Origin of the sequence: Pseudomonas sp. QLc11A (assembly GCF_052112305.1) — a bacterium.
In the GTDB taxonomy this organism is placed as follows: Bacteria; Pseudomonadota; Gammaproteobacteria; order Pseudomonadales; family Pseudomonadaceae; genus Aquipseudomonas; species Aquipseudomonas laurylsulfatiphila.
In genome coordinates, this window is record NZ_JAVAJJ010000004.1 from 48,448 (window position 1) to 60,976 (window position 12,529).

Annotated in this window: 9 protein-coding genes; 2 read left to right on the forward strand and 7 right to left on the reverse strand. The window is 58.5% G+C overall.

Going from position 1 to position 12,529, the window contains the following annotated elements:
- Positions 1-18 precede the first annotated feature (18 nt).
- A complete protein-coding gene (locus tag Q8X48_RS07745; protein WP_407802467.1) occupies positions 19-1,278 on the reverse strand; it encodes an OprD family porin in 1,260 nt (419 codons plus the stop codon).
- 405 nt (positions 1,279-1,683) lie between these two features.
- On the opposite strand from Q8X48_RS07745, the gene Q8X48_RS07750 reads away from it, so the two are divergent.
- Complete coding sequence (locus Q8X48_RS07750) at positions 1,684-2,232, forward strand: hypothetical protein (RefSeq protein WP_407802466.1); 549 nt, start codon at positions 1,684-1,686, stop codon at positions 2,230-2,232.
- A gap of 255 nt (positions 2,233-2,487) precedes the next feature.
- On the opposite strand, the gene emhC is transcribed toward Q8X48_RS07750, so the two are convergent.
- The 3 genes from emhC to emhA are packed head-to-tail and all read right to left on the reverse strand — an operon-like array spanning position 2,488 to position 8,270.
- The gene (gene emhC, locus Q8X48_RS07755) at positions 2,488-3,948 is read right to left on the reverse strand and encodes an efflux RND transporter outer membrane subunit EmhC (protein WP_015093854.1); all 1,461 of its coding nucleotides are present in this window, start codon (positions 3,946-3,948) and stop codon (positions 2,488-2,490) included.
- A complete protein-coding gene (gene emhB / locus Q8X48_RS07760) occupies positions 3,948-7,109 on the reverse strand; it encodes an efflux RND transporter permease subunit EmhB (protein WP_095965113.1) in 3,162 nt (1,053 codons plus the stop codon). Before emhB ends, emhC begins: the two co-directional genes overlap by 1 nt.
- A gap of 3 nt (positions 7,110-7,112) precedes the next feature.
- On the reverse strand, positions 7,113-8,270 hold the full coding sequence (gene emhA, locus Q8X48_RS07765) for an efflux RND transporter periplasmic adaptor subunit EmhA (RefSeq protein ID WP_015093856.1): 1,158 nt from the start codon (positions 8,268-8,270) through the stop codon (positions 7,113-7,115).
- Between the two features lie 277 nt (positions 8,271-8,547).
- Here emhA and emhR point away from each other — a divergent pair, with 277 nt between their 5' ends.
- Positions 8,548-9,180, forward strand: coding sequence for an efflux system transcriptional repressor EmhR (gene emhR / locus Q8X48_RS07770; protein WP_407802465.1), 633 nt, complete (start codon positions 8,548-8,550; stop codon positions 9,178-9,180).
- Positions 9,181-9,488: 308 nt separating this feature from the next.
- Here emhR and Q8X48_RS07775 read toward each other — a convergent pair whose 3' ends face one another.
- The 3 genes from Q8X48_RS07775 to Q8X48_RS07785 all read right to left on the reverse strand — a co-directional run bounded on the left by Q8X48_RS07775 (position 9,489) and on the right by Q8X48_RS07785 (position 12,519).
- Positions 9,489-10,019: a hypothetical protein gene (locus Q8X48_RS07775; RefSeq protein WP_407802464.1), complete on the reverse strand. Its 531-nt coding sequence runs from the start codon at positions 10,017-10,019 to the stop codon at positions 9,489-9,491.
- 253 nt (positions 10,020-10,272) lie between these two features.
- Complete coding sequence (locus tag Q8X48_RS07780) at positions 10,273-11,322, reverse strand: alkene reductase (protein WP_015093859.1); 1,050 nt, start codon at positions 11,320-11,322, stop codon at positions 10,273-10,275.
- 30 nt (positions 11,323-11,352) lie between these two features.
- The gene (locus Q8X48_RS07785) at positions 11,353-12,519 is read right to left on the reverse strand and encodes an MFS transporter (protein WP_217837427.1); all 1,167 of its coding nucleotides are present in this window, start codon (positions 12,517-12,519) and stop codon (positions 11,353-11,355) included.
- Positions 12,520-12,529 lie beyond the last annotated feature (10 nt).

Below are 12,529 nucleotides of genomic sequence, written 5' to 3' on the forward strand. Positions count from 1 at the left end.
CCCACATTTGTTTTGTGTTTACAGCAAGCTGATCGGATAGCTGATGATCAACCGGTTCTCATCGAACTCGTTATTGCTGTAATCCCGGCGCATGGTCGAGTTGCGCCATTTCAGATTCAAGTCTTTCAGCACGCCGCTCTGCACGGTGTAGCCCAGTTCCGATTCACGTCCCCATTCCTTGCCGTCGGTGATGTTGCCGGTGTGCACATTGTCGCCGCTGATATAGCGGTTCATCAGGGTCAGGCCCGGTACGCCAAGGGCGGCGAAGTTGTAGTCGTGGCGTACTTGCCAGGATTTCTCCCGGGCATTGTCGTAGCTGGAGTTGTAGCTGTCGTTGGCCAGAGTGCCGCCGCTGGTGCCGTTGACCCGCATCCAGGCGCTGTCGCCGGTGAGTTTCTGCAGGCCGACGTAGAAGGTGTTGCCGCCGTACTTGGCCGAGAACAAACCGTACAGGGTTTTGTTGTCCAGCTCGCCGGCCTGGGCGCTGCCGTCATCCTTGCCGTAGAAGAAACCCAGGTTGGCGCCCAGGGTCCAGTCGCCAAGCGGTTGGCTGTGGACAAGGTTGACGAATTGCTGGCTGTAGATGTCCTTGAGCTCGGCATTCCACAGACCAATCTGGGTGCGCTTGTCATTGAACACGTACTCACCGCCCTGGAAGTTAAAGCGGTCGGAGGTGAACGCAGCTTTGCCGGTCATCGACATGTCGCTCATGCTGCTGTCATCGCGCGGGCTGTTCTGGCGGAACTGGCCGCCGTAGAGCGTCAAGCCATCGATTTCCTTCGACGTGATCTGGCCGCCGCGGAAGGTTTGCGGCAGCGAACGACCGTCGTCGGAACGCAGGATTGGCAGCACCGGCATCCATTCCCCAGCCTTGACTTCGGTCTGCGACAACTTCGCCTTGAACGCCACGTTGGTGCGGCCGAAGTTGTCTGCAGGGCGGCCGTCATGGTCCAGCGGCAGCAGTTGCGTCCCACCGGTGCCTTTGCCACCGTCGAGTTTCACCGAATACAAACCCAGCACATCCATGCCGAAGCCGACAGTGCCCTGGGTGAACCCGGATTTGGCATCGAGGATGAAACTCTGCGTCCACTCCTCAGCCTTGCCCTGGGCCTTGGTCGGGTTGGTGAAGTTGCGATTGATGTAGAAGTTGCGCAGGTTCAGGTTGACCTTGGCGCCCTCGACAAAACCCGACTCCTCGGCGCTGGCGGGCAGGGCCGCGCAGGCCAGGGCAATGGCGATCAGGCTGGGAACGAAGTACGGCGCGGGAGAAGGCGTCATGGGCTCGGGTCTCTCTAATTCTTGGAAATGAAACGGGGTAATGCCGCAACCCGGGGTTGCAGACGAACAGTCAGCACAAATGAAGCGGATCAGCCGGAGAGGGCAGGGCGCGGGGGCATGGTGTCGAACCTGTTGTTATTGGTTTTGTGGCTCGGATGGTGCGTGGAATGTACTGAATGGTTCAATCGTAAAAAACGGGTTTTGGGCGATTATCGAACGAAAGAATGAGCATTCGCGCAGGTGTGCTTTCGATTCGGCTAATTAGGGCGTGCAAGGGATTAAGCAGAATGTTCTGGTGTTGGCGTATGTCAACCTAGTAGATCTGATAGTTGTAAAAAGAAAGGCTGCGGCATAGGTTTAATGTGTTGTCTGGTTGTTAATGATCGCTTGAGGTAATGGTGACCTATGGAAGCCTTAAAGAAAAAGATAGTTGTTAAAAGAAATAATGGAAAGTTTGCTGTTGAAAGCGGAAGAATTTCCGTGCCGGATATCCCCGCTGCGCGGGGGGTGATAAACGGGAACCTTAAAATTGACGATGAGGACGATATTAATATTGAGTTTCGTGGGGATGATGTCCGTGAGGAGCTATATTTTTTACGGAAGCCTAATTATTTCTTTTTGCTCGCCAAGAAGGAAGAAGCCCCATATACGCAGTTGATTATTACTGGGGATGAGTTAAAGGTTGGCTCTCATCAAATAGGATGGGAACCCCATGAGGTAAAAGCAGAGTTTTTGAGGGACGGCAGCACGGGCGAGCATCAGATGGAATCGCGTGGTTTGCTTACTGTTTTATCCATTACCGAGCAAGGTGAGCTGGATGTCATTGAAGGGCATTTTAGTTTTAATTATATTGATATCAATCAGGAGAAACCGCGGGATGTGGTTGTCTCATGTCCGCTTTTTCGATTGAGAGTGCTGAGATTAAAGGGTTTGGAGACGCGTGACCAGGCGTAATAAGTGCGTGAGATGGTCGAGCTAAAGCTCTGATCGAAAACCCAAGTCATGGCGCACTGACATGGGTTTTTTCTTACTTGTGAAACAGACTTACTTGAGCACTATGACGAGGCTTTTTCATCGGCTCATTCGTCACCGTCTGGCGCTTATCGTTCGTACGGCGGGGCAGGCATAAAAAATCCGGAATCCTTGGCGGGATTCCGGATTTTCGTGAGCCTCAAGGATCAGTCAATCATCCTTGTGAACGCATGCCGATCAGAACATCTTCATCTTCGGCGCTTCTTCCTTCAACGGCTCGTTCTTCGCCGTCTGTTCGTTCCAGCCACCACCCAGTGCCTTGTACAGGTTGACCTGACTGATCAGCTGCGCCAGGCGATCGGTGATCAGATTCTGTTCGGAGTTGAACAGCTGACGCTGGGCATCGAGGAACGTCAGGTTGCTGTCGACACCGATGCGATAACGACGCTCGGCCAGGCGGTAGTAGTCCTGGTTGGCGCTGACCAGATTACGCTGTGCCTGTACCTGGTCGGTATAGGTCCCGCGTGCGGCCAGGCCGTCGGCGACTTCCTGGAAGGCCGTTTGAATGGACTTCTCGTAGTTCGCCACACCAATGTCTTTCTGGATCTTCGAGTAATCCAGGCTGGCGCGCAGGCTGCCGGCGTTGAAGATCGGCAGGTTGATCTGCGGCTGGAACAGCCAGGTACCCGAACCGCCCTTGAACAGGCCGGACAGGTCCGGGCTCAGGGTTCCGGCGTTGGCGGTCAGGCTGATGCTCGGGAAGAACGCTGCCCGTGCCGCGCCGATGTTGGCGTTGGCCGCCTTGAGGTTGTGCTCGGCCTGGAGGATGTCCGGACGACGTTGCAGCAAGTCCGACGGCAGGCCGGCCGGTACTTCGGCCAACAGATCGTCGTTCAACGGTTTGGCCGCTGGCAGGTTGGCCGGGACGCCGGTACCCAACAGCAGTACCAGGCTGTTTTCATCCTGGGCGACCTGGCGGGTGTAACGGGCCAGTTGCGCACGGGCGTTTTCCACCGAGGTCCGCGACTGCGCCAGGTCCAGGGCGGAGGCGACTCCCACTTCGTTGCTGCGCGCGGTGAGCTTGTAGCTCTCTTCGAACGCGGCGAGGGTGTCCTGGGTGACTTTCAGCAGTTCCTTGTCGGCCTGCCAGGTCAGGTAGGCGTTGGCGACGCTGGCCACCAGGCTGAGCTGCGTGCTGCGCCGGCCTTCTTCGGTGGCGAAGTACTTCTGCAACGCTTCCTCGTTCAGGCTGCGAACCCGACCGAACAGGTCGAGTTCGTAGGCGTTGACGCCAACCGTTGCCGAGTAGGAACTGGTGATGCCGGCTTCGCCGGTCTGCGACGCGTTAGCCGGAAGGCGCTGACGGCTGCCGGTGCCGTTGGCCGAAACGGCCGGGAACAGATCGGCACGGGAGATGCGGTACTGAGCCGCAAAGGCGTCGATGTTCAGGGCCGCGACACGCAGGTCACGGTTGTTTTCCAGGGCGACCTGGATCAGCTGTTGCAGCGCCGGGTCATGGAAAAACTGCTTCCAGCCCTGCTCGGCCGCCGCTTGCGCCGGTGCCTGGGCCGGCGAATACGCCGGGCCCTGCGGGTATTGCCCCGCCACTGGTGCTTCGGGCTGCTGATAATCAGGTATCAGCGAGCAGCCACCGAGCACGAAGGCGGCGACTGCCAGGGAGAGTAGCGACTTGCTCATTAGCCAGCCTCTTTAGGAGTTTCAGTAGCGTCATCCTGGTCGGCAATCTTGCGCTGGCCAATGGACGACACGGTGACGAAGAACAGCGGGACCCAGAAGATCGCCAGCACAGTGGCCGTGATCATACCGCCGATCACGCCGGTACCGATCGCATGCTGGCTACCCGAACCTGCGCCCGTGGATATCGCCAGTGGTACCACGCCCAGAACGAAGGCGAGGGAGGTCATGATGATCGGTCGCAGACGCATGCGGCAGGCTTCGATTGCCGCGTCGCGCAGGCTACGCCCCTGTTCGTGCAGTTCCTTGGCAAATTCGACAATCAGAATGGCGTTTTTCGCCGCCAGACCGATAGTCGTCAACAGGCCTACCTGGAAGTACACGTCGTTGGACAAACCGCGCAGGCTGGTGGCCATCAGTGCACCGATGATCCCCAGCGGTACCACCAACATCACCGCTATCGGAATCGACCAGCTTTCATACAGCGCCGCCAGGCACAGGAACACCATCAGCAGCGACAGGGCGTACAGCGCCGGCGCTTGCGAACCGGACAGACGTTCCTCGTACGACAGGCCGGTCCAGGAAATACCGACACCGGCCGGCAGTTTCCTGGCAATGGCTTCGACTTCGAGCATGGCTTCACCGGTGGAGTAACCCGGTGCCGGGGCGCCGAGGATTTCCATCGCTTCCACGCCGTTGTAACGGGCCAGTTTCGGCGAACCGTAGATCCACTCGCCCTTGGCGAATGCCGAGAACGGCACCATGGTTCCCTGGGCGTTGCGCACGTACCACTTCTGCAAGTCTTCCGGGCCCATTCGAGAGCCTGGCTGGCCTTGCACGTAAACCTTCTTCACCCGACCACGGTCGATGAAGTCGTTGACGTAGCTACTGCCCAGGGCAATCGACAGGGTGTTGTTGATGTCGGCGATGGTAATGCCCAGGGCACTGGCCTTCTCGTCATCGATTTCAAGTTGGTATTGCGGTTCGTCGTTCAGGCCGTTCGGACGCACCTGAGACAGGATCTTGCTTTGTGCGGCCATGCCAAGGAACTGGTTGCGCGCTTCCATCAGTTTTTCGTGGCCGATACCGGCGCGGTCCTGCAGGAACACGTCGAAACCGGTGGCGTTACCCAACTCCAGTACCGCCGGCGGTGCAAAGGCGAACACCATGGCATCGCGGAAGGTGAAGAAGTGCTGCTGGGCACGGGCCGCCACCTTGAACACGTTGTTGTCGGCGTTACGTTCGTCCCACGGACGCAGCATGATGAACGCCATACCCGAACTCTGGCCACGGCCGGCGAAGTTGAAACCGGTCACGGTAAACACCGAGTTCACCGCATCGCCTTCGCCGCCATCCTTGCCCGGGCGCAGCAGGAATTCACGCATTTCATCCACGACCACCTGGGTACGCTGGGCTGTGGAGCCGGCCGGGGTTTGCACCTGGGCGAACAGTACACCCTGGTCTTCTTCCGGCAGGAACGCGGTTGGAATGCGGGTGAACAGCCAGATCATGCCCACCACGATCAGCAGGTACGCCAGCAGGTACGGGATCTTGCGCTGCAGGATATTGCCGACACCACGTTCGTAGCCGCGCACGCCGCGGTCGAAATTGCGGTTGAACCAGCCAAAGAAACCGCGCTTGGGTACGCCGTGCTCGCCTTTCGGAATCGGCTTGAGCATGGTGGCGCAAAGCGCCGGGGTGAAGATCAGCGCAACCAGTACCGACAGGGCCATGGCCGAGACGATGGTGATCGAGAACTGCTTGTAGATCACACCGGTGGAACCGCTGAAGAACGCCATTGGCAGCAGAACCGCCGACAACACCAGGGCGATACCGACCAGTGCGCCCTGGATCTGGCCCATGGACTTCTTGGTGGCTTCCTTCGGTGACAGGCCTTCTTCGCTCATCACCCGTTCGACGTTTTCCACCACGACGATGGCGTCGTCCACCAGCAAGCCGATGGCCAGCACCATACCGAACATGGTCAGGGTGTTGATGCTGAAACCGGCGGCCGCGAGGATCCCGAATGTACCGAGCAATACCACCGGCACAGTCATCGTGGTGATCACGGTGGCGCGGAAGTTTTGCAGGAACAGGAACATCACCAGGAACACCAGCGCGATCGCTTCGACCAGGGTGTGCACCACACCTTTGATCGACTCGGTCACCACCGGCGTGGTGTCGTACGGGAACACCACTTCCATCCCTTGCGGGAAGAAGGGCTTGAGGCTGTCGATTGTCGTGCGCAGGGCCTTGGCGGTATCGAGCGCGTTGGCACCGGTGGCCAGTTTCACCGCCAGGCCGGAAGCCGGGGCGCCGTTGAACTGGGCGTTGATGCTGTAGTTCTCGCCACCCAGGCCGACTTCGGCAACATCTTTGAGGCGAACCTGGGAGCCGTCCTTGTTGACCTTGAGCAGGATCTTGTCGAATTGCTCCGCGGTCTGCAGGCGGGTCTTGCCGATGATCGTCGCGTTCAACTGGGTGCCGGGCAGGGCAGGCAGGCCGCCGAGCTGACCGGACGACACCTGGACGTTTTGCGCCGCGATGGCGGTCTTGACGTCGATCGGGGTCAGGTTGTAGTTGTTCAACTTGGCCGGGTCGAGCCAGATACGCATGGCGTATTGCGAACCGAACACCTGGAAGTCACCGACACCGGCGGTCCGCGAGATCGGGTCTTGCATGTTCGACACGATGTAGTTGGACAAGTCGTCCTTGGTCATGCTGCCGTCACGCGACACCACGCCGATCACCAGCAGGAAGTTCTTCACCGCCTTGGTGACGCGGATACCTTGCTGTTGCACTTCCTGCGGCAGCAGCGGGGTGGCCAGGTTCAGCTTGTTCTGCACCTGAACCTGCGCGGTGTCGGAGTTGGTGCCTTGCTCGAAGGTCGCGGTAATGGTCATGGTGCCGTCGGAGTTACTTTCCGACGAGACATAACGCAGGTTGTCGATACCGTTGAGCTGTTGCTCGATCACCTGAACCACGGTGTCCTGTACCGTTTGTGCCGAAGCGCCCGGGTAGGTCACGGAAATGGCGATCGCCGGAGGCGCAATGCTCGGGTACTGGTTGATCGGCAAGCGCAGGATCGATAGTGCCCCGACCAACATGATCACCAGGGCAATCACCCAGGCGAAAATCGGACGGTCGATAAAAAATCTCGACATGGTTTACTCCCCTTTTCCGCCAGAGGCTTTATCAGCTGTCTGAGCGGGGGCCGGGTTCTTTACGGCTACGTTGGTCGCTTCACTGGCCTTGACTTCGATGCCGGGCTTGACGAATTGCAGACCTTCGGTAATCAGGCGATCGCCGGCCTTCAGGCCATCTTCGATCAGCCACTGGTTGCCGACGGTGCGGTTGGCCTTGAGTTGACGCAGTTCGACCTTGTTGTCCGGGCCGACAACCAGAGCGGTCGGGGTACCCTTGAGGTCGCGGGTCACGCCTTGTTGCGGGGCCAGAATCGCCGCGCTGTTCACACCGGCCAGCAACTTGGCGTGCACGAACATGCCCGGCAGAAGGGTGTGGTCAGGGTTCGGGAAAATGGCGCGCAGGGTGACGGAACCGGTGGTCTGGTCAACCGAGATTTCGGAGAACTCCAGCTTGCCGTCCAGCTTGTACTCGCTGCCGTCTTCCAGGGTCAGCTTGACCGAGGCCGCGTTGTCGCCGGCTTTTTGCAGGCGACCGCTTTCCAGTTCGCGGCGCAGTTGCAACAGCTCGACCGAAGACTGCGTCACGTCGACGTAGATCGGGTCGATTTGCTGAATCACCGCCATCGCATCGACCTGGGCATTGCTGACCAGCGCTCCTTCGGTCACCGAGGAGCGGCCGATGCGGCCGGTCAGCGGGGCATAGACCTTGGTGTAGCGCACGTTGATCTGTGCCGTTTGCAGTGCGGCTTCCGATTGCAGGCGATTGGCCACGGCGGTGTCGTATTCCTGACGGCTTACAGCCTGCTCGTCGACCAGTTGCTTGTAGCGGTCGGAAATCGACTTGGTCGAGCGCAGGTTGGCTTCGGCGCTTTTCAATGTCGCTTCATAGACCGACGGATCGATCTGATAGAGCTGCTGGCCGGCCTTGACGTCGCTGCCTTCCTTGAACAGGCGCTTGAGAATGATGCCGTTGACCTGAGGACGGACTTCGGCAATGCGGAACGCACTGGTACGGCCGGGCAGATCGGAGGTCAGGGTGAACGCTTGCGGTTGCAGAGTCACGACGCCGACCTGAGGCGGTGGGGCGGCCGGTGCTGCCTCTTCCTTTTTGCATCCGCTGAGCAGCGATGCCAGGGCGACGGCGGCGACCAGAGCGGTAACAGCTGGCTTGAATTGCATGAAAATCCTCGGGTCAGGCGCGCAACGTGCGCACTAGAAAGGTGGAAGGTTGAAATATGGTTGCCGAGTGGATAAGTAGCTTGCTAAGTAATATACTTACGTACATGGTTGTTTGTAAATACCCAGGCTGCGTATCAAGGTCGTTACAAAGCCCGTTACACAAACTGTTGAAAGATTGGAATTGTAGGCCGGGGACGAACCCCCAGAACGTTCGCCCCACTTTTGTTCAGCTGATGTTCAGACATCGCTGAAGCACCCTGATTGAGGTTGTACTGCCATGGTCCGTCGTACCAAAGAGGAAGCTCAGGAAACCCGCGCGCAAATTCTCGTGGCGGCCGAAAAGGCCTTTTACGAGCGAGGCGTGGCGCGTACGACCCTGGCGGATATCGCCACCCTGGCCGGCGTCACTCGTGGGGCCATTTACTGGCATTTCAGCAACAAGGCGGATCTGGTGCAGGCCATGCTCGACACCTTGCATGAGCCGCTGGAAGAAATGGCCAAGGCCAGCGAGAGTGAAGACGAACTCGATCCCCTGGGCTGCATGCGCAAGCTGCTGATTCATTTGTTTCATCAAATTGCGCTGGACCCGAAAACCCGACGCATCAATGAGATTCTTTTTCATAAGTGCGAATTCACCGATGAAATGTGCGACCTGCGCCAACAGCGTGTGTCAGCCAGCCTCGAATGCAACGTGCGACTCGGTCTGGCCCTGAGCAATGCCGTCAATCGAGGGCAGTTGCCGGAAAATCTCGACACCGCCCGCGCCGCGATCAGCTTGCATGCTTACATTGACGGCATCCTGTACCAGTGGTTGCTGGCCCCCGACAGTTTTGAATTGCACACCGAAGCCGAACGATGGGTCGATACCGGGCTGGACATGCTGCGCTTGAGCCCCAGCCTGCGCAAATGAAACAAAATGAAAAACTGGCTCCCGGCAAGTCAACCGTTGAAATCCCCCCGAGGATCATTTTGCTTCATGCGCCTTTTTGTAATGGGGTGCTTTTATATATGGGCTCGTGTCAGGTTGACAGCTATCAAGCTACATAATTTGTAGGGATTTTGTATCGAGCTTGCAGGGGGCATGAACTTCGAACGGATACCACCGCTCGTGAAAAAGAACCCCGGCTTTGCGAGTCGGGGTCTGGAATGTGGCGAAAAAAGACATCAGTAAGCTGGTCTGATACGTTTTTTCATCGGCGTATTTTTGTCTGATTGATATTAACCGATTATCAGGTCGACGCTAAAACTGAAGGGCGCCTCTTCATTCTTTTTCGCGATGTTGGCAGTGACTTTATATGAGCTGCTGCTGTTTCCGGATCGCGTTATTGTTTTTGTCCAGATTGGATTCAGGGTTGGATGCAGGAATCCGTAACCCACTGAAATTGTCAGCTGAATAGCTAGCGTGCAAATTAATCCATCTTCGGTAATGTAAGAGAACTCTTGCAGGATCGGAGGGAACTTCCTTTTTTTGTAATGAATTCCATTACTGGAGAAGTCCCGAAAGTATGGGAGTTCGAGAGTTTGCTCATCGTTCATTTCGATTTCGAAGTCTGACAGCGACGTTCCGGTCAAATCCCAGCCTGCTTTCAAGAGCCGGATCGGGCCATTAGTGTTGTTGGCGATGTTGATGGTCATCACGGTGTACTTATCAGGGTATTTGCTGGCGGAGGCAGAAAAGCTGAAGTCTCCAGCTTCATATTCTGTTTGTGCAATGATGTGGGGCGCGTGTATCGGGCCGTTGTTGTCCATACTGTTAATCCTTTAAAGTTTTTGAGGGGCTTTCCATAGCGCTCGATATGTTGTGGCGAGGCTTTGTGAAGTATTAAGTTGTTTTTTGGGTTTGTCTGGGTTGTAGTTGTAAGTTTGTATGCAGGTGGGTGTGATACTGGTTTGGATGGCAGGTGAGTTGTCAGAAGTTTAAGTCTGGTTAGCGGGTTTTAGCTTATTTAAAGCAAAAAAAGCCCGGCGTCCGAAACGCCGGGCTTTTTGAGTTTGCGCAGTCTTACAATGTTGGATAGTCGATGTAACCAACCGGGCCCTTGGCATAGAACAGCTCCGGGCGCGCTTCGTTCAGCGGCGCGTCGGCCTGCAAGCGTGCCGGCAGGTCAGGGTTGGCAATGAAAGGTACGCCGAAGGCAACTGCATCGGCCTTGCCGCTGGCGAGCAACGCATTAGCGCTGTCCTTGGTGAAACGCTCGTTGGCAATGTAGGGGCCGCCGAAGGCTTCCTTGAGTTGTGGGCCGAGGCTGTCGGCACCTTCTTTCTCGCGCGAGCAGATGAAGGCGATGCCACGCTTGCCCAGTTCGCGAGCGACGTAGGTGAAGGTTTCGGCCAGGTTGTCGTCGCCCATGTCATGCAGGTCGGCGCGTGGCGACAGGTGCACACCTACACGGCCGGCGCCCCAGATTTCGATGGCGGCGTCAGTCACCTCCAGCAGCAGGCGGGCACGGTTTTCCAGGGAGCCGCCATAGTTGTCGGTGCGCTGGTTGGTGCTGCTTTGCAGGAACTGGTCGAGCAGGTAACCGTTGGCGGCGTGGATTTCCACACCGTCGAAGCCGGCGGCCTTGGCGTTCTCGGCACCGACGCGGTAAGCGTCGACGATGTCAGCGATTTCAGCGGTTTCCAGGGCGCGCGGCACCGGGAAGTCGGCCAGCGGACGAACCAGGCTGACGTGGCCTTTGGGCTGGATGGCACTCGGGGCGACCGGGGCTTCATCGTTCAGGTACAAACCGTGGGAAATACGACCCACGTGCCACAACTGCAGGAAGATCTTGCCGCCCGCGCCATGGATGGCCTTGGTCACGTTGGACCAGCCACGTACCTGATCGTTGGACCAGATGCCCGGGGTGTCCGGGTAGCCGACGCCCATCGGTGTCACCGAAGTCGCCTCGCTAAGGATCAGCCCGGCGGACGCACGCTGCACGTAGTACTCGGCCATCAGCGCATTGGGTACGCGGCCTTCGTCGGCGCGGCAGCGGGTCAGCGGTGCCATGATGATGCGGTTGGCCAACTCGAGGTCGCCCAGTTTGATTGGATCGAAAATAGTCGTCATGAAGTACAACCCTCGTGAGGTTTCAGGTGATTAGTTGGTAGCAGGTGCCAGATCGGGGTTGCCGCTCTGGCGGAAAGTAATCAGGGTGACCAGCAGGGCGAGTACTGCCAGTACGGCTGCGGCGAGCGGCACGCTGGTCAGGCCGAAGCCATGGGCGATCACGCTGCCGCCGACCCAGGCACCCAAGGCGTTGCCGATGTTGAAAGCGCCGATGTTCAGGGTCGACACCAGGTTCGGTGCGGCTTTGCCGAAGGTCACCACGTTCACTTGCAGCGCCGGTACGGCGGCGAAGCACGCGGTGGCCCAGAGGAACAGGGTGATTTCGGTCGGGATCAGGGCGACGCTGGTCCAGGTCAGCACGGTGGACACCACGGCCATGGTCACGAACACACCGATCAGGGTCGCGGCCATGCCTTTGTCGGCGAGCTTGCCGCCGATGATGTTGCCTACCGTCAGGCCCAGGCCGATGAGCATCAGGGTCCAGGTCACGCCACGGGGCGAGACCCCAGTGACTTCGCCCAACAGCGGCGCGACGTAGGTGAACAGGGTGAACACCGAGGCGGCGAACAGTGCCGTCATGCTCAGGGACAGCCAGATGCCAGCGCCCTTGAGTGCGGCCAGTTCGGCGCGCATGTCGAGTTTTTCTTCATCGCGCTTGGCCGGCAGGAAGCGGATCAGACCGATCAGTGCAATCACACCAATCACGGTCACGGCCCAGAAGGTCGAACGCCAGCCGGCTTCCTGGCCGAGGGCGGTGCCCAGCGGTACGCCAAGGACGTTGGCCAGGGTCAGGCCGGTGAACATCAGGGCCACGGCCGAGGCACGTTTGTTCGCCGGCACCAGGCCGGCAGCCACCACCGAACCGATGCCGAAGAAGGCACCGTGGCACAGCGCGGTGACCACACGGGCAAACATCAGCACGTTGTAGTCGCCCGCTACTGCGCAGAGCAGGTTGCCGATAATGAAGATGCCCATCAACGCCACCAGGGCGGCCTTGCGCGGCAGCCTGGCGGTGGCCAGCGCCATGAACGGCGCACCGATGGCCACGCCCAGGGCGTAACCGGTCACCAGCCAGCCGGCACCGGGAATCGACACTCCGAGGTCGGCCGCCACGTTGGGCAGCAGGCCCATGATGACGAACTCGGTGGTGCCGATGGCGAAAGCGCTCAAGGCCAGGATGAGTAGCGAGAGGGGCATTGTTTAATTC